We start from the raw sequence: 17,657 nt of genomic DNA on the forward strand, positions 1-17,657 counted from the left end.
CCGGGTGACGCTCGCCCTGGAGGAGTTCGGCCCCGCCGATCCGCGCACACCGCGGACCACGGCCGTGGCGGACGGCCCGCACTGGCGGCTGACCGGCACCAAGGCCGTGGTGCCCGCGCCGTCCGGTGCGCGGCACGTCCTGGTGACGGCCACCACGGAGGCGGGGCCCGGCCTCTTCCTGGTGGCCCGGGACGCCCCCGGGGTGTCCTGGGAGCATGCCGAGACCACCAGCCACGATCTGAGCGCCCACCTCACCCTCGACGGGACCCCGGGTGATCCCGTGGGCACCCCGGGCGACGGGGGAGTCGCCCGGCTCGTACGCGACGCCTCGGTGGCGCTCGCCGCCGTCCAGCTGGGGGTGGCGGAGGGCGCGCTGCGGCACGCGGCCGACCATCTGCGCGAGCGCCACCAGTTCGGCCGTCCGCTCGCCACCTTCCAGGCGGTGCAGCACCAGCTCGCCGACTGCTACATCGACGTCGAGGCGATGAGGGTCACGCTGTGGCAGGCGGTGGACGCGCTGACCGAGCCGTCCGGCGACCTGTCCGGTGCCCCGGCCGGCCCCGCGCCCGCCGACCGGGCAGCCCTGGTCGCCAAGTGGTGGGCCACCGAGGGGGGTCTGAACACCGTCCACCGGGTCCAGCACCTGCACGGCGGTATCGGGGTCGACACGGACTATCCGGTGCACCGGCACTTCCTGTGGGGCAAGCAGATCTCGACCACCCTGGGCGGTGCGGGCGCCGACCTGGAACGCCTGGGCGCTCTCCTGACCAGTGGCGCGGTGACCTCATGACCGGGCCGGACACCAACCCCGGTACCGAGCCGCGTGCCACCCCCGTGATCCAGCCGGACGCGCGGCTACCTGACACCCCAGTACCTGACACCCCCGTGCCGGCCGCCGCCCTGCCCCGTACCAGGGCGTACGGAGAGGTGGCCGCGGGCGACGGACTCCCCCGTCTGGAGATCCCGGTGACGCGCACCCTCATCGTGGCATCGGCGCTCGCGAGCCGCGACTACCAGGATGTGCACCACGATCCCGGACTCGCGCGCGAGCACGGCTCCAGGGACATCTTCATGAACATCCTGACCAGCAACGGCCTGGTCGACCGGTACGTCACGGGCTGGGCGGGCCCGGCCGCCGTCGTCAAGGCCATCCGTATCCGGCTCGGCGCCCCCAGCCACCCCGGCGACACCCTGGTGCTCACCGGCACGGTGACGGCGAGGTCCGACGCGGACCGCACCGTCGACATCGCGGTCGAGGGCACCAACGGCCTCGGCACCCATGTGGCCGGAACCGTGACCGTACAACTGCCGGTGAAGGCCGGGTGAGTCCACTCAACGGGACAGCACCGGATGGAAAAATAGAATAGATACTAGTTTCGCGAGTGAGGCGCATCCAGGGGGTGCGCCGGCGTATCCAACGGCTCGACGGAACACGGAAAGAGGCAGCATGAGCTCGACGAACACCCTGGAGGGGCGTACCGCCGTCGTCACCGGTGCCGGGGCCGGACTCGGCCGCGCCGAGGCGCTCGCACTCGCGGGCCTCGGTGCCAGTGTGGTGGTCAACGACGTCGGCCCGTCGGCCGACGGCGTGGTCGCCGAGATCAAGTCGCTGGGCGGTGCGGCGGTGGCGGTGACCGGCGACGTCGGGGACTGGTCCATGGGCGACCGCCTGGTGCAGGCGGCCGTGGAGACCTTCGGCAGCCTCGACGTCATCGTCAACAACGCGGGTGTGCTGCGCGACCGGATGCTGTTCAACCTCAGTGAGTCCGACTGGGACGACGTCATCCGCATCCACCTCAAGGGCCACGCCGGGCTCTCCCGGGCCGCCGCCGTGCACTGGCGCGCGGCCGCCAAGGCGTCCGGCGGCCCCGTCTTCGGCCGCGTGGTCAACACCTCGTCCGAGGCGTTCCTATTCGGTTCCCCGGGGCAGCCGAACTACTCGGCGGCCAAGGCCGGGATCACCGCTCTCACCCTGGCCACCGCCCAGGGGATGGCCCGTTACGGTGTCCGCGCCAACGCGATCTGCCCGCGGGCCCGCACCGCCATGACCGCCGAGTCCTTCGGCGAGGGCGTCAGCGCGCCGGGCGGCCTCGACATCATGGCGCCCGAGCGGGTCGCCACCCTCGTCGCCCACCTGGCCTCGCCGGCCGCCGACGGGATCAACGGGCAGGTCTTCGTCGTATACGGCGACATGGTCGCCCTGCTCGCCCCGCCCACCGTGGAGCGGAAGTTCACCGCCGCCGACGGCAGCTTCACCCCGGAGGAGCTCGACGCCCAGCTGACGCCGTACTTCAGCGGACGCGACCCGTACCGGACGTACGCGGCGTACGACGTCGCCGGACTCGACACCACGGGGACGCAGAAGACCGCCACTGCCTGAGGTGCCCCGAGGGGCGGACACGGGACCGATCCCGTGTCCGCCCCTCACGTGTGTGCGGCGGCAGGGCCGGCCGAATCGGGTCCGGAGTGTCCGATGTCTTCCCCGGAGGGAGGAGTCCTGCTACGTTTTTCAAGAATTCATTTCAGTTCTGTGAACTTCCGTCGCTCTGGCGAAGGACTCGGAGGCTTCGATGCCCCTCGTCGCATCACCCCACCCCGGGTGGGCCCCACCACGACCCTGTGAGCTCCCGCCGTCGATGATCGGGCGGATGACCCTGATCATCGACGCATTCGAAAGCCGTTCCGCACGGCTGACCCTTGAGGAGGTCGCGCACCGCACCCGGCTTCCGCGCTCGACCGCGCACCGCATCCTGGACCAGCTCGTCGGCTGCCAGTGGCTGGACCACACCTCGTACGGCTACCGGCTCGGCCCGCGCGCCCTGGGCCTCGGCGGCCAGGACGGCAGCCGCGGTGAGATCCGCGAAGCCGCTGCGCCGCTGCTCCACGAACTGCATCTGCGCACCGGCATGGTGGTGCATCTCGCCGTGCTCGAAGGCGCCGAAGTCGTATACCTCGACAAGATCGGCGGCCGTTTCGCCAGCGGACTGCCGTCCCGGGTCGGCGGGCACGCGCCCGCCCACGCCACGGGGGTGGGCAAGGCGATCCTGGCCTGGCTCGAACCCGAGCTGGTGGACACACTCCTGCCCGAGGTGCTGTTCCGCCGCACCGAACGCACCATCGCCGACCTGCCGGCACTCCGGCAGGAACTCGACCGGATCAGGAGGCGGCACGGCCTCGCCTTCGACCGGGGCGAAGCGCTCCCCGGCGTGTCGTGCGCCGCGGCGCCGCTGCGCGGACCCGACGGCCCGGTGGCCGCCATCTCCCTCAGCGGCGACGAGCGGACCGCCCGGCTGGAACGGGTGGCCCCGCTCGTGGCCAACGCCGCCCGCGAGGTGTCCCGCAGTCTGTTCCCGGAGCGGGAGACCGTACGCCGCAACAGCCGCGAGGCACAGATCCCGGAGCGCACCTGGTCGCCGGAGCTCATGGACCGGCTGACCAGCGCGGGCCGGGACGGGGAGTGGATCTGAGCCGCGGCCGTGCCGGGGCCCGTGCGCCTGATCCCGCTGATCGGGGCACGGGCCCTGGCACGGCCATCCGATCCCGCTGATCGGGACGGGCCCCGTGGGGCCGGGACCGGCGGCCTACGGTCCTGAGGACGGCACTTACCCCCTCCCTTTTCTGACCGAGGCGGACGATGACCACTGATCCGAGCTACGAATCCACCCTGCGCGAACTGGCCACCGACCGCGGCGTCCTGCGCTACCACGAGGCCGGCGAAGGGCCGCCGCTGCTGCTGTTGCACGGGTCGGGGCCCGGGGTCACCGGCTGGCGCAACTACCGGGGAAACCTGGGCTTCTTCGCCGCGCACTTCCGCTGTCTGATCCTGGAGTTCCCCGGGTTCGGGGTCAGTGACTCCGCCGGAGGCCACCCCATGGTGACCGCCGAGCAGAGCGTGACGGACTTCCTCGACGGGCTCGGTCTCGACAGGGTGCACATCGTCGGCAACTCGATGGGCGGGATCGTCGCCACCCGTTTCGCGATCAGCCACCCCGAGCGCGTGGACCGGCTGGTCACCATCGGCGGCATCGGCAAGAACGTCTTCAGCCCCGGCCCCGGCGAAGGCATCAGGCTGCTGATGGACTTCACCGAGAACCCCACCCGCGAGGCTCTGGTGCGGTGGCTCCACTCGATGGTGTACGACCCGGCCCTGGTCACCGAGGAACTCATCGAGGAGCGCTGGACCCAGGCCACCGCACCGGACACCCTCGCGAGCGCCCGCGAGATGTACGGCAGGACGGCCTTCGCCGCACGGTCCACGGCGGCCTCCGACACCGCCCCTTACTGGGCCATGCTGCACAAGGTGCAGGCGCCCACCCTGCTGACCTGGGGCCGGGACGACCGGGTCAGCCCCGTCGACATGGCGCTCCTGCCGATGCGCACCCTTCCCCGGGGCGAACTCCACGTCTTCCCCGACTGCGGGCACTGGGTGATGATCGAACAGAAAGCGGCCTTCGAGAGCGCGGTACTCGCCTTCCTGACCCGCGCATCCACCCGAGAGTCCACCCGCGAAGGGAGCGGGCGATGACCGGGAGCACCACCCGCGCCACGGACTCCGGTGCCGGGTCCGACGGCTGGGACCAGGAGGTCGACTTCCTGATCGTCGGCAGCGGGGGCGGCGGGATGGCCGCGGCTCTGACCGCGGCCGATGCCGGGCTCGACACACTGATCGTCGAGAAGGGCGGCACGTTCGGCGGCTCCACCGCGATCTCCGGAGGCGGTATCTGGATCCCCGGCAACCCCACCCTGCGCCGTGCGGGCGTTGTCGACGACCGGGAATCCGTCCTGCGCTACCTGGAGGCCATCACCGAGGGAACGGTGCCGCAGGCCCGTCTCGACGCCTTCGTCGACCAGGGCGCCCCGCTGATGGAGCTACTCGACCGCAGCGCGCATCTGCGCTTCTTCTGGGTCAGGGGATACTCCGACTACCACCCGGAGGAGAGCGGCGGACGCCCGCTCGGCCGCACCATCGAAGCGCTGCCCTTCGACACCCGCAAGCTCGGCGACGACGAGGCCCACCAGCGCCCCAACAGCCTCAAGGGGCCGCTCGGCCTCTGGCTGACCTCGAAGGACTACCACGACCTGGCCATGGTCAAGCGGACCTGGCAGGGGCGCCGCGCCTCGCTGGTCGCGGCCTGGCGGGTCTCCTCCAACGTGATCCGCCGGCGCCATATGTCCACCGGCGGCCGCGCCCTGGTGGCCCGGCTGCGGATGGCACTCAAGGACCAGGGCGTTCCGCTGTGGCTGCGCTCCCCGATGCGCACCCTGCTGACCGGTGCCGACGGCACGGTCACCGGCGCGGTCGTGGAGCGCGAGGGCCGCATGCTGCGGATCCGGGCCCGCCAGGGCGTCCTGCTCGCCAGCGGCGGCTTCGACCACCACGCGGGCCTGCGCGCACGCCATCTGCCCGACGGCGGACAGGAGGACGTCAGCGCCGGGGCCCCGGAGAACGTCGGGGACGGCATCGTCGCCGGACAGCAGGCCGGCGCGGCCGTGGACCTGATGGACGACGCCTGGTGGATGCCGTCGGTCAGGCACCCGTCGGGCGCCGTGATCCCGCTGGTCTCGGAGCGCTGCATCCCGCCCTCCGTCATCGTGTCGGCGGCGGGGGAGCGGTTCACCAACGAGTCGGCGCCCTATGTGAACTTCGTCCACGACCAGCTCGCGGGCGGGCATGTCCCCGCCTGGTTCGTGATGGACGCGAAGGCCCGCGCCCGGTACCCGTTCGCCCAGGTCCTGCCGGGAGCGCCGTTCCCGCAGGGCTACTACGACAGCGGAGTCGTCCACCGGGACGCCACCCTGGCCGGACTCGCGGAGCGCATCGGCGTACCGGCCGACGCCCTCACCCGTACCGTCCAGCGGTACAACGGCTTCGCCGTCACGGGCCGGGACGAGGACTTCGGCCGGGGCGACAGCGCCTACGACCGGTACTACGGCGACCCGACACTGAAGAACCCCAACCTCGACGAGATCACCCGGGCCCCCTTCTACGCCATCCGTATCGAGGTCGGCGACCTGGGCACCAAGGGCGGGCTCGTCTGCGACGAACACAGCCGTGTACTGCGCGCCGACCACAGCGTGATCCCCGGCCTGTACGCCACCGGGAACACCTCCGCCTCCGTCATGGGCCGCGAGTACGCGGGGGCGGGCGCGACGATCGGCCCGGCCATGGTGTTCGGCCACATCGCCGCACAGCACGCGGCCCGGGCCCGCCGGAACAGCCCGGCCTAGGACCTGTCCGGCGGTTCCGGACGCAGGACCCCAGGCCGTGTCGCACACCCAGGAGACCGACCGATGTCATATCCCCGTCCGCTGCGCGTCCGTGTCGCCGAGGTGATCGCCGAGACGCCGGACGCCTGTTCGCTCGTCCTCGAACCGGAACCCGGTGACGCGGGCCGGTTCGCCTACCGGCCGGGCCAGTTCCTCACCGTCCGGATCCCCGAGGCGGGCGGCGGGCCCGGCAGCGTGGCCCGCTGCTACTCGCTGGCCAGTTCGCCGGTCATCGGCGAGAAACCGAGGATCACCGTCAAGCGCACCCGGGGCGGTCACGGGTCCAACTGGATCTGCGACACGGTGGAGGAGGGCTGCACCCTCGAAGTCCTGCGTCCCGCCGGTACGTTCACCCCGGCGACCCTGGACACCGACTTCGTCCTGTTCGCCGCGGGCAGCGGCATCACGCCGGTCATGTCCATCCTCAGGTCGGCGCTGCACGCGGGCTCCGGCACGGTGACCCTCTTCTACGCCAACCGGGACGAGAGTTCGGTGATCTTCCGGGACGGGCTCATCGCCCTGGCCCGGGAGTACCCGCTGCGGCTGCACGTCGTGCACTGGCTGGAGTCGGTCCAGGGCCTGCCCACCGCGGCCGGGCTGCGTCAACTGGCCGCGCCCCGCGCCGCCGCCGAGGCGTTCGTGTGCGGCCCCGGCCCGTTCATGGACACCGTCGTCGAGGTACTCACCGAACTCGGCGCCCCGCCAGGCCGGGTGCACGTCGAGCGCTTCTCCTCGTCGGCGGGCGACCCGTTCGCGGAACAGGCGCCGGCGGGCGATCCGGCACAGACGGGTCCCGCGGCCCCCGCGGGCTCGGCGGAGGTCCGGCTCGACGGCGAGACCCGTACGGTGCCGCTGCCCGCCGGCACCAAGCTCCTCGACGCGCTGCTGGCGGCGGGTCTGGACGCGCCGTTCTCCTGCCGGGAGGGCTCGTGCAGCGCCTGCGCCTGCCGCCTCCTGTCCGGTGAGGTCACGATGGAGCACAACGAGGTACTCGAGCAGGCGGATCTCGACGACGGCTACATCCTCGCCTGCCAGTCCACGGCGCTGACCGAACACCTCCGCGTCAGCTACGACGCCGAGTAGCGGAACGGGCGGCGCCGCCGCACGGCCGGACGCGACTCCCACTGAGCGGGAGCGTGCTCCCGCTCACCGCGCGCGGCCTGGAACCTTTCCGGTAACCGGCCGGCCCGCCCGGATCCGCCCCCCTCTTCCCGTCCCTTTCCCGATCCTGTTCCAGGAGGTCCCGATGCTCGACGCGGCGCAACGTGCCGAAGCCGCAGATCTGTTGTGGGCGGCGCGCCGGGACCGCACCCCGGTCTCACCGCTGACGGACGGCTACCCAGGCATCGACGTGGTCGACGCCTACGAGATCCAGCTGACGAACATCCGCAGACAGGTCGCCCACGGCGCCACGGTGCGCGGTCACAAAGTGGGTCTCTCGTCGGAAGCCATGCAGCAGATGATGGGCGTGGACGAACCGGACTACGGCCATCTGCTCTCCGACATGGAGCTCTCCGAGGACGTCCCCGTGCCGGCCGCCGACTACTGCTTCCCCCGGGTCGAGGTCGAGGTCGGGTTCGTGCTGGGTGCCGCCCTGCCCGGCGAGGGCTGCACACCGTACGACGTGCTCGCCGCGACGGAGTACGTCGTACCGGCCATCGAGCTGATCGACAGCAGGATCAAGGACTGGCGGATCGCGCTGCCCGACACCGTGGCGGACAACGCGTCGTCAGCGGGCCTGGTGCTCGGTGCGGCCCGGGTCCGCCCATCGGACCTGGATCTCACGGACGTACCGGCCGTACTGCACAGGGGCGGCCAGGAGGTGGCCCGCGGCAACAGCCGTGCGGTACTGGGCGATCCGGCCAACGCCGTCGCCTGGCTGGCCCGCAAGGTCGCCGCCTTCGGGGTACGGCTGGAGGCCGGACAGGTCGTCCTGCCCGGCTCGTGCACCCGGGCGGTCGACGTCCGGCCCGGCGATGTCTTCCAGGCCGAGTTCGGCGGACTCGGCTCCGTGTCCGTCACCTTCCAGTGAGACGAGTCCCAGTGAGGCGAGAGAAGTGACCAAGGCCAGTGCAGCCATCGTCGGTTCCGGGAACATCGGCACCGATCTGATGTACAAGTTGCTCCGCTCGGAAGCGATCGAGCCCCGCTGGATGATCGGGGTCGACCCGGACAGCCCCGGGCTGAAGCGCGCAGCCGACCACGGTCTGACGACCGGATCGGCCGGGGTGGACCCGCTGCTGTCGCAGGACGAACTCCCCGACATCGTCTTCGAGGCGACCTCCGCCCATGTGCACCGGGTCAACGCCCCGCGCTACGCCGAACTGGGCATCCAGGCCGTCGACCTGACACCGGCGGCCCTGGGCCCCGCGGTCGTACCGGCCGTGAACCAGGGCGAGCACCTGGACGCCCCGAACGTCAGCCTCATCACCTGCGGAGGGCAGGCGACCATCCCCGTCGTCCACGCCGTCTCCCGGGTGACCGACGTGGCGTACGCCGAGATCGTGGCCTCCGTCGCCTCACCGTCGGCGGGGCCGGGCACCCGGCAGAACATCGACGAGTTCACCCATGCCACCAGCCGGGGCATCGAGCGGATCGGCGGCGCCCGCAAGGGCAAGGCCATCATCATCCTCAACCCGGCCGAGCCGCCCATGCTCATGCGGGACACCGTGTTCTGCTCGCTCCCCGACGACGCCGACCGCACGGCCGTCGCCACCTCCATCCACCGGATGGTCGCCGACGTCGCCGCGTACGTACCCGGCTACCGGCTGCGCGCCGAGCCGCAGTTCGACGACGCGGGACCCGGCAGCGGCGGGCTCGCCCGGGTGGCGGTCTTCCTGGAGGTGGAGGGCGCGGGTGACTTCCTGCCGCCCTACTCGGGGAACCTCGACATCATGACCGCCGCGGCCACCAGGGTCGGCGAGGGCTTCGCCCGGGGGATCACCGCCGCCCGTGCCTGACCGTGCCACATCCCGGCAGGCCGGCCCCCACACGCGTCCCCACCCGCCCGCATTCCTCCGAGGGAGACACCTGCACATGCCCTACAGCGCAGACCTGGACATCCGGGTCACCGACTCCTCGCTGCGGGACGGCTCGCACGCGAAGCAGCACCAGTTCACCGTCGAGCACGTCCGCTCCATCGTGGCCGCCCTGGACGACGCCGGAGTGCCCGTCATCGAGGTCACCCACGGCGACGGACTCGGCGGCTCGTCCTTCAACTACGGCTTCAGCCACACCCCCGAGCAGGAACTGATCAAAGCCGCGGTGGAGACCGCCACCCGGGCCAGGATCGCCTTTCTGATGCTGCCGGGGCTCGGCGTACGGGACGACATCCGGCGCGCGGCCGACAACGGCGCCGCCATCTGCCGTATCGCGACCCACTGCACCGAGGCGGACATCTCCGTCCAGCACTTCGGACTGGCCCGCGAACTCGGCCTGGAGACCGTGGGTTTCCTGATGATGTCGCACAGCAGCCCGCCCGAGGCCCTGGCGGCCCAGGCCCGCATCATGGCCGACGCCGGCTGCCAGTGCGTGTACATCGTGGACTCGGCGGGTGCGCTCATCATGGAGCAGACCAGCGACCGCGTCGCGGCCCTCGTCGCCGAACTCGGCGACGACGCGCAAGTGGGGTTCCACGGCCACGAGAACCTCGGCCTCGGTGTCGCCAACTCCGTGCTCGCCGTACGGGCCGGGGCCCTCCAGATCGACGGCTCGACCCGGCGCTTCGGGGCCGGAGCGGGCAACACCCCCGTCGAGGGCTTCGCCGCGGTGACGGAGAAGCTCGGCATCCGTACCGGCATCGACACGCTGAAGATCATCGACGCGGCGGAGGACGTGGTCCGCCCGGTGATGGACGGCGAGTGCCTGCTCGACCGCCTCTCGCTGACCATGGGCTACGCCGGTGTGTACTCCAGCTTCCTCAAGCACGCGGACCGGCAGGCCCGGCGCTACGGGGTGTCCGGCGCGGAGATCCTCATCGAGGCCGGACGGCGGGACCTGGTGGGCGGCCAGGAGGACCAGCTGATCGAGATCGCCGTCGGCCTGGCGGCGAAGAACGAACCGAAGAACGAACCGAAGAACGAACCGCAGAACGAACCGAAGAACGAACCGAAGAACGAACCGCAGAACGAACCGAAGAACGAGGCCGCCGTCGGCGCCTGAGAAGCCCTGCCCCGCAGTGGCGCGGCGCAGCAGACGAAAGAGGAAGAGATGGCGGACACCGTACTCGACAAGATCGTGGCCAGGGCCGATGAACTCCGCGAACTGGGCCCGGACAACGAGGCCAAGGGCAGCCTCACCGACCGGACGGCCGCGCTGCTCCGTGAAGCGGGAACCATGCGGATGCTCCAGCCGAAGACACACGGAGGCATGGAGGCGCACCCGAGAGAGTTCGCCGAGACCGTGATGGGCATCGCGGCGCTGGACGGTGCCACCGGCTGGGTCAGCGGTGTGGTGGGCGTGCACCCCTGGGAGATGGCCTTCGCCGATCCGAAGGTCCAGGAAGAGGTCTGGGGCGAAGACCAGGACACCTGGATCGCCTCGCCCTATGCCCCGATGGGCCTGGCCAGGCCGGTCGACGGCGGCTATCTCTTCAGCGGGCACTGGCAGTTCTCGTCCGGTACGGACCACTGCCGGTGGATCTTTCTGGGCGGCTTCCTGGCGGACGCCGACGGCGAACGCGTGTCGCCCCCTCAGTCCCTGCACCTGATCCTGCCCCGCTCGGACTACCGGATCGTCGACGACTCGTGGGACGTCGTCGGGCTGCGCGGCACAGGCAGCAAGGACATCGTCGTCACCGATGCCTTCGTCCCCGAGCACCGCGTCATCCCGTACAACAAGGTGGTCGACGGCACCGCAGCCCGTGAGGCCGGCCTCACCAACCCCGCCTACCGGCTGCCGTTCTCCTGCGCCTTCCCGCTGGGCATCACATCGGCGGTCATCGGCATCACCGAGGGCGCGCTCGCGCACCATGTGGACTACCAGCGTCACCGGACCACGGTGGCCGGCACCAGGATCAAGGACGACCCGCACGCCCTGTACGCGCTCAGCGAGGCCGCGGCGGAGATCGCCGCCGCCCGTGCGGCCCTGCTCGACAACCTCTCCCGGATGTACGACATCGTCGCGTCCGGCCGTGAAGTGACCTTCGGGCAGCGGGCGGTGGGCCGGCGCACCCAGGTCCAGGCCGCCTGGCGCGCGGTCCGCGCGATGGACGAGATCGTCGCGCGCTCCGGCGGCAACGCCATGCGGATGGACAACCCGGTGCAGCGCTTCTGGCGCGACGCGCACACCGGCCTCGCCCACGCCATCCACGTACCCGGCTCGGTGTTCCACGCCTCGGCACTCACCGACCTCGGGATCGAACCTCCGCAGGGGCCGATGCGCTCGATGATCTGAGCCCATGCCGTACCGCACCGTATCCCCGACCGAGCCGGGCCGACCGGACCCGGCCAGATCTGACGATGGAGCTGAGACAGATGGCGGATGTCCTCGCACTGGGATATCTCACGGTCCGTACCCCACACCTCGACCGCTGGCGTGAACTCGCCGTCGAGGCACTCGGGTTCGCCCAGGGGGCCGGGCCCGTCCCCGAGGCGCTGTATCTGCGCATGGACGAGCGCAGGGCGCGGCTGACCCTGCTGCCGGGGGACACCGACCGGGTGGACGCGGTGGGCTGGGAGGTGCGCGACCAGTTCGCGCTCGCGCGTGTCCGGCAGGCCGTCGAGAAGTCCGGTACTGCGGTCCGTGAGCTCTCTGCCGATGAGGCGGCGGAACGCGGAGTGGAGGAGGCGATCGCCTTCAGCGATCCGGGCGGCACCCCGCTCGAAGTCTTCTTCGCCCCGATCCTCGACCACAGTCCGCTGCTCACCGGCGCCGGCCAGCGGTTCGTCACCGCCGGAGCAGGTATGGGACATGTGGTGCTGCCCACGACCCGGATGGAGGAGACGGTCGCCTTCTACACCGAGGTGCTGGGTTTCCTGCCGCGGGGTGCGATGCGGCTCGGCGGCGCCGGCGCGGCGGGGCCGGCGCGCCGGGTGCGCTTCATGGGGGTCAACGAGCGCCACCACAGCCTCGCGGTGGTGCCCGCGCCGCACGGTGAGGCGCCCGGCATGGTGCATCTGATGGTCGAGGTGGACAGCCTGGACGCCGTGGGGATCGCGCTCGACCGGGTGCACCAGCACGGCTTCTCGCTGTCCTCGACACTCGGCCGGCACACCAACGACAAGATGGTGTCCTTCTACGTACGGGCGCCGGGTGGCTGGGACATCGAGTACGGCACCGACGGCCTGCTCGTCGACGAGGCGCACTACACGGCCGAGGAGATCACCGCCGACAGCTACTGGGGCCACGACTGGTCGGGCACCGAGCCGCTCGCGGCCTTCGCGCCGCGGCCCTGAGCAACCGGGCCCACCACGACTCGGGCCGCTGGGCCCACCACGACTCGGGCCGCTGGGCCCACCACTGTTCGAGTCGCTGGACCCGCCACGACCCGGGCCCCCGGGCCCGCCCCTACGAGGCCGGTGCGATCACGCCCGGCCTCGTAGGGGTGCGTCCGGCCGCCCCGCAGCGCTGGGCGGCCGGACGGAGCGTACGGTCACACGCCGCCGGACAGATGCCGCACCGCGAGGGCGGCGAAGGTCATCGCGGTGCCGAGCGGGATGCCGGGGCCCGGGTACACGCTGCCGCTGAGCGAGGCGGCGGTGTTGCCCGCCGCGTACAGACCCTCGATCGCCGAACCGTCCGCCCGCAGCACCCGGGCGTCCGTATCGGTGCGCAGCCCGCCCTTGGTCCCCAGGTCACCGAGGACGATCCGGGCGGCGTAGTAGGGCGGCCGGTCCAGCGGCCGCAGGCACGGGTTGGGCACGCCGTCCGGAGCGGGACCGGCGAAGAACAGGTCGTAGGGGTCCTCGCCGCGGTGGAACGCCTGGTCGGTGCCGGACCGTGCACTGGCGTTGAACTCCTCCACGGTCCGCCCCAGCGCGGCGGCCGGGACGCCGATACGGTGCGCCAGCTCGTCGACCGTGTCGGCCCTGACCCACACCCCGGACTCCAGACAGGCGCCCGGATCGAGACCGGGGACGGCGATCGCGGGCAGCGCCCCCTCCTCACGGGAGTCGAAGACGAAGTGGGCCGGGATGCGGCCGGCCGGATCGGCGGCCATGGCGCGGCCCATCCGGTCGTAGGGCAGCGACTCGTTGGCGAACCGCACTCCCGACGCATCCGTGAACAGCCCGCCGTGCAGACCCAGGACGAACGACACCGCGCCGTCCGGGCCCTCGGCGGCGGGGCAGAACCACCCCTCGTCCATCAGGGCGGTCGCGGCCCCGGCGGCGACCGCCGCCCGGATGGGAGCGCCGGTGTTGCTGCCGCCGGGCGCCATGCTCCAGGAAGCGTCACCCGGTACGCCTTCCTCGGTGCGCATCGCCGCGTCGCGTTCGAAGCCGCCCGCCGCCAGCAGGACCCCGCGACGGGCCCGGAGAGTGACCGTCCGGCCTTCGCTCTCCGCGCGCACACCGACGACCCGGCCGTCCTCCACGACCAGGCTCCGCAGCGAGGTACGGGTCCTGAGCGTGGCCCGGCCGGTGCCGGTCAGGGCCAGCAGCAGCCGGCCGATCAGGGCGCGGCCCGCTGTCAGCGGCGTACCGGGCTGGCCCAGGCCCGCCCGGTCCCGGTCGACGGCCGGCCGTACCAGCGGGAGCAGCTCACCCAGGGCTTCCGCGGGCAGGTCCACAGGGACGATGGAACGCCCCCGGTCCAGCCGGCCCGGCGCCGCGAAGTAGTCCGGGAACGCCTGCCAGGCGAAAGCGATGTCCGGGTTCTGCTCCAGGAGGTCGACGACGGCCGGAGCGTATGCGACGAAGGCGTCCTGCCGGTCGGCCGTCTCCTCACCGAGCAGCGCCCGCAGGTAGGCACGGGCCAGCTCCGTGGAGTCGCCCGCCCCGGCCCTGGACTGCACACGGCTGCCGGGAAGCCAGCAGGCCGCGCCCGAGTAGGCGGAGGTGCCGCCGAACAGCGCGGTGCGTTCGATCACCGTCGTATCGAGCCCTCGGGCCGCGGCCGCGTACGCGCCGGTGAGCGCTCCCGCACCGGACCCCACCACCAGTACGTCGCACTCCGTCTCCAGGTCCTGCGGGGTTCCGCTCACCGCTCCTCCTCCATGAGTGCCTGCTCTCCGGGTGTGCCTGTTCGCCGCGCGCCGGAGTGGTCCGGCGGGGGGACGGATTCCTGCCTGGACGAATCAACCGCAGAACGGGCCACCGGCCCGCCCGCTGTCCCACTCACCGGAAGGAAACCCGCACAGCGGGCCGATCTGGTGTCGGCTGGGGGCAGCCGGTGTTGCGGGCGGCGATGTCCGCGCACCGACCCAGACCTGGTCCATCACGCTGAAAGCCGACGAACGGGGAAGCCGGTGCCCAGAGTTGCCGAGAACCGGCCGGCCGCGGAGCCCAGCTCGCCGGGCCAGCAGGCCCGGCGGCTGCGGCTGCTGGAGGCCGCCGCCCACCTCGCCTCCCTCCACGGGCTCGACCGCGTGCAGATGCACGAGGTGGCCAAGCAGGCGGGCGTCGCGATCGGGACCCTGTACCGCTACTTCCCGTCCAAGACACATCTGTTCGTCGGCGTACTGGCCGACGAGATCGACCGTCTCGGCGACACCTTCGGCCGACGCCGGCCGACCCCGGGGCTGCCGCCCTGCGATGCCGCGTTCGCCGTACTCCAGCAGGCCAGCAGAGCACTGCTGCGCCGCCCGGCGCTGGCGACCGCCATGCTCACGTCCGCCAACAACGCGGAGGTGGCCAAGGTGCCCGAAGCCGCGGCCACCGACGGCGGCATCCGCACCGTCCTCCTGGACGTCATCGGCCTCGAACACCCCACGCCCGGGGACCAGGCGCGGCTGCGGCTGCTGCTCCAACTCTGGTACGGGGTACTCCAGTCGGGGCTCCAGGGGCGGATCTCGATGCCCGAGGTGGAGTCCGACCTGCGGCTCGGCTGCCGGATGCTGCTGACCGGTCTTTCGCATCCGCCGCCCGCGCGGTGAGCGCTCCGCCCGGGAGCCGGGCGGAGAGGCAGGTGGGCCCGGTGCGGCCCGGCTGGGTATCCTCGGCCGGTCGGACCATGACACGGTGGAGGAATGGTGCCCAGAGTCGCAGCGGGCAGAGCCGCGGTCGAACCGAGCTCGGTCGAGCAGCGGGCCCGCCATGTCCGGATCCTGGAGGCCGCCGAAGAGCTCGCCACGGAGAAGGACCTCGACCGCGTCCAGATGCACGAGGTGGCCAAGCGGGCCGGGGTCGCGATCGGGACCCTCTACCGCTACTTCCCGTCCAAGATCCATCTGTTCGTGGGTGTGATGGCGGACCAGGTCGACCGGATGAGCGAAGGCATCGCCAGGCGTCCCCCCAGCACGGCGGACGCCGCTGAACGGGTCTTCGGGGTGCTCGTCCGCGCCAACCGGTCGCTGCTGAGCAAGCCGGCCCTGGCGAAGGCCATGATCCAGTCGTCGAACGCGGCCAACGCAGCCGTCGTGACCGATGTCGCCCGGATCGACTCCACCTTCCGCACGGTGCTGCTCGCCGCGGCCGGGGTCGACAGGCCGACCACCGACGATCTCGCCGTCGTCCGGCTGCTGCTCCAGGTCTGGTTCGGCATCCTGCAGTCCAGCCTCAACGGCCGTATCTCCATGCCGGACGCCGAGGCCGATCTCCGCCTCGCCTGCACCCTGCTGCTCCGGGGCATGTCGCTCGGAGACGACGACGCCACAGGCTGATCCACGGGCGGGGGCCGGGCGGTGCGGGCGTGCGGGCAGTGCGGGCGGGTGGTGCGCGCGGGCGGGTGGTGCGCGCGGGCGGGCAGTGCGGGCGGGTGGTGCGCGCGGGTGGTTACGTTCGAGTGGTGACGGATCCGCCGGATTCTGTCGGCTCCGTCACGTCCCGGAGCCGAAGCCCGACGCGAGCAGCCGGGGTGACTCCGGGCGCCCGTCCAGTACCCGATTGGTCCGGTACGTCACCTGCCACCCGTCCTGACTCCGGCGCAGCCGCCAGTGGTTGGCGGTGGCCCGGCGTACCGTGAAGCCGCTCGCGTCGTGTACGACCATCAGCGAATGGCAGACCGCCACCGCCTCGTCGCCCGTCACCGTCACACGGGGCGGTCCCACGACATGCGCGCAGCCCCCGGAGACCCACTGTCCGTGCCGGTCGGAGCCGACCATCGCGGCGATCTCGGCGCGGCCCGTCATCAGCAGCTCATCGACGTCGTACACACCGTCCGGCTCCCAGAGGGCGGCGACGGCTTCGGCGTCCGCGCTGTCGACCAGCGGCCCGTACGAAGCGATCAGCCGGGCGATCTCCCGTTCGTCCTCCAGCAGGGCGAGGCGTGCCTCCAGGGCGGCGATGCGCCGCGCGGTGTCGTCCATGTCTGTCTCCTGCTCCTGGCGTGGGTCGGCTCTCACCGTCGGTCGGCTGTCAGCAATCGGCAATCAGCGGTCTGCGGCCGGCGGTCAGCCGGTCTCCCCGGTCAGTGCCCACAGGGCTTCCAGCTGCTCGCAGTAGTGTGCGGCCGACCGTGCGTCGATTCCGACGCTCACCACGGTGGCTCCGGCCTCCCGCACCCGCCGTACCGCCCGTACGGCCGCCTCAGGCGCCCCGGACGGGTCGACGCGTCCCGCGGAGAGCACCACGTCGAAATCCTCCGGGAGTTCCCTGCCGCCGAGCATCTCCGCCAGCCGGTCCACCGGCAGCCCGAAGGGCACCCATCCCTGGCCGTACGTCACGGCCCTGCGCAGTGAGCGCGGGGTGCGCCCGCCGATCCACAGGGGGACCCGGTCCTGCACGGCGTGCGGTTCGACGACGAAGCCCTCGAAGTCGTAGAAGGCCCCGTGGTACGCCGGTTCGCGCCGGGACAGCGAGGCGCGCAGCGCACCGAGCGCGTCGTCCGCACGCGCCCCCCGCCCCTCGAACGGGGCGTCCAGCAGGGCGAATTCCTCTTCCAGGCTGCCCACCCCGAGCCCGAGGACGAGCCTGCCGCCACTGATCCGGTCGAGGGTGCCGTAACGCTTGGCGATCTCCAGCGGGTGGTGGTAGCCGAGCACGAGCACCTGCGTCGCCAGCCGGATCCGCTCGGTGACCGCGGAGAGATGGCCGAGGGCCGCGAGCGGATCCCAGTAGGTCCCGCCCCGCTGTACGGCCACATCGGCCGGGACAGCGACATGCTCGCTGCAGGTGAGGTGGTGGAAGCCCAGAGTGTCCGCGGTGCGCGCGATGCGGGCGAGTTCCTCGATGCCCGCGGAGCGTTCCCACTCCGCGTGCCCGCCGGGGACCTGGGTCACGACGGGGCTGACAATGCCGATACGCATCGGCGCACCTTTCGTTGGGAGGAGACGGGGGAGGAGGCGGTGGTGA

Annotated in this window: 17 protein-coding genes; 14 read left to right on the top strand and 3 right to left on the bottom strand. The window is 72.0% G+C overall.

What is annotated here, in order from left to right; genetic code table 11:
• From G3I19_RS10340 to G3I19_RS10395, 12 genes are all read left to right on the top strand, one after another.
• A partial coding sequence (locus tag G3I19_RS10340) for an acyl-CoA dehydrogenase (RefSeq protein WP_164262392.1) occupies nucleotides 1–790 on the top strand: 790 nt, incomplete at its 5' end.
• A gap of 137 nt (nucleotides 791–927) precedes the next feature.
• Nucleotides 928–1,326, top strand: coding sequence for a MaoC family dehydratase (locus G3I19_RS10345; RefSeq protein WP_343235057.1), 399 nt, complete (start codon nucleotides 928–930; stop codon nucleotides 1,324–1,326).
• 121 nt (nucleotides 1,327–1,447) lie between these two features.
• Nucleotides 1,448–2,380, top strand: coding sequence for a 3-oxoacyl-ACP reductase (locus G3I19_RS10350; protein ID WP_164262396.1), 933 nt, complete (start codon nucleotides 1,448–1,450; stop codon nucleotides 2,378–2,380).
• A gap of 268 nt (nucleotides 2,381–2,648) precedes the next feature.
• Nucleotides 2,649–3,467: an IclR family transcriptional regulator gene (locus G3I19_RS10355; RefSeq protein WP_239074131.1), complete on the top strand. Its 819-nt coding sequence runs from the start codon at nucleotides 2,649–2,651 to the stop codon at nucleotides 3,465–3,467.
• Nucleotides 3,468–3,634: 167 nt separating this feature from the next.
• Nucleotides 3,635–4,525 (top strand): alpha/beta fold hydrolase, encoded by an 891-nt coding sequence (locus G3I19_RS10360; RefSeq protein WP_164262401.1) that lies wholly within the window; start codon nucleotides 3,635–3,637, stop codon nucleotides 4,523–4,525.
• A complete protein-coding gene (locus G3I19_RS10365) occupies nucleotides 4,522–6,228 on the top strand; it encodes an FAD-binding protein (RefSeq protein WP_164262403.1) in 1,707 nt (568 codons plus the stop codon). The genes G3I19_RS10360 and G3I19_RS10365 overlap by 4 nt, the downstream gene beginning before the upstream one ends.
• A gap of 63 nt (nucleotides 6,229–6,291) precedes the next feature.
• The gene (locus G3I19_RS10370; protein ID WP_164262405.1) at nucleotides 6,292–7,350 is read left to right on the top strand and encodes a ferredoxin--NADP reductase; all 1,059 of its coding nucleotides are present in this window, start codon (nucleotides 6,292–6,294) and stop codon (nucleotides 7,348–7,350) included.
• A 163-nt stretch (nucleotides 7,351–7,513) separates the two neighbouring features.
• Nucleotides 7,514–8,299, top strand: a complete 786-nt coding sequence (locus tag G3I19_RS10375) for a 2-keto-4-pentenoate hydratase (protein ID WP_164262407.1) — start codon at nucleotides 7,514–7,516, stop codon at nucleotides 8,297–8,299.
• A gap of 25 nt (nucleotides 8,300–8,324) precedes the next feature.
• On the top strand, nucleotides 8,325–9,227 hold the full coding sequence (locus G3I19_RS10380) for an acetaldehyde dehydrogenase (acetylating) (protein WP_343235049.1): 903 nt from the start codon (nucleotides 8,325–8,327) through the stop codon (nucleotides 9,225–9,227).
• A 76-nt stretch (nucleotides 9,228–9,303) separates the two neighbouring features.
• Nucleotides 9,304–10,428 (top strand): 4-hydroxy-2-oxovalerate aldolase, encoded by a 1,125-nt coding sequence (gene dmpG / locus G3I19_RS10385; protein ID WP_239074132.1) that lies wholly within the window; start codon nucleotides 9,304–9,306, stop codon nucleotides 10,426–10,428.
• A 48-nt stretch (nucleotides 10,429–10,476) separates the two neighbouring features.
• A complete protein-coding gene (locus tag G3I19_RS10390; protein ID WP_164262411.1) occupies nucleotides 10,477–11,661 on the top strand; it encodes an acyl-CoA dehydrogenase family protein in 1,185 nt (394 codons plus the stop codon).
• 80 nt (nucleotides 11,662–11,741) lie between these two features.
• Nucleotides 11,742–12,662, top strand: a complete 921-nt coding sequence (locus G3I19_RS10395) for a VOC family protein (protein WP_164262413.1) — start codon at nucleotides 11,742–11,744, stop codon at nucleotides 12,660–12,662.
• A gap of 197 nt (nucleotides 12,663–12,859) precedes the next feature.
• Here the strand turns inward: G3I19_RS10395 and G3I19_RS10400 are convergent, their stop codons facing one another.
• Nucleotides 12,860–14,410: an FAD-dependent oxidoreductase gene (locus tag G3I19_RS10400; protein WP_164262416.1), complete on the bottom strand. Its 1,551-nt coding sequence runs from the start codon at nucleotides 14,408–14,410 to the stop codon at nucleotides 12,860–12,862.
• Nucleotides 14,411–14,674: 264 nt separating this feature from the next.
• Here G3I19_RS10400 and G3I19_RS38065 point away from each other — a divergent pair, with 264 nt between their 5' ends.
• On the top strand, nucleotides 14,675–15,301 hold the full coding sequence (locus tag G3I19_RS38065) for a TetR family transcriptional regulator (RefSeq protein ID WP_343235050.1): 627 nt from the start codon (nucleotides 14,675–14,677) through the stop codon (nucleotides 15,299–15,301).
• A 96-nt stretch (nucleotides 15,302–15,397) separates the two neighbouring features.
• Nucleotides 15,398–16,027: a TetR family transcriptional regulator gene (locus G3I19_RS10410; RefSeq protein WP_343235051.1), complete on the top strand. Its 630-nt coding sequence runs from the start codon at nucleotides 15,398–15,400 to the stop codon at nucleotides 16,025–16,027.
• Between the two features lie 156 nt (nucleotides 16,028–16,183).
• Here the strand turns inward: G3I19_RS10410 and G3I19_RS10415 are convergent, their stop codons facing one another.
• Both G3I19_RS10415 and G3I19_RS10420 read right to left on the bottom strand, forming a co-directional pair.
• Nucleotides 16,184–16,672 (bottom strand): nuclear transport factor 2 family protein, encoded by a 489-nt coding sequence (locus tag G3I19_RS10415; RefSeq protein ID WP_164262422.1) that lies wholly within the window; start codon nucleotides 16,670–16,672, stop codon nucleotides 16,184–16,186.
• 84 nt (nucleotides 16,673–16,756) lie between these two features.
• Nucleotides 16,757–17,611: an LLM class F420-dependent oxidoreductase gene (locus tag G3I19_RS10420; protein ID WP_164262424.1), complete on the bottom strand. Its 855-nt coding sequence runs from the start codon at nucleotides 17,609–17,611 to the stop codon at nucleotides 16,757–16,759.
• Nucleotides 17,612–17,657 lie beyond the last annotated feature (46 nt).

This window comes from Streptomyces sp. SID10853 (assembly GCF_010548145.1).
Taxonomy (GTDB): domain Bacteria; phylum Actinomycetota; class Actinomycetes; order Streptomycetales; family Streptomycetaceae; genus Streptomyces.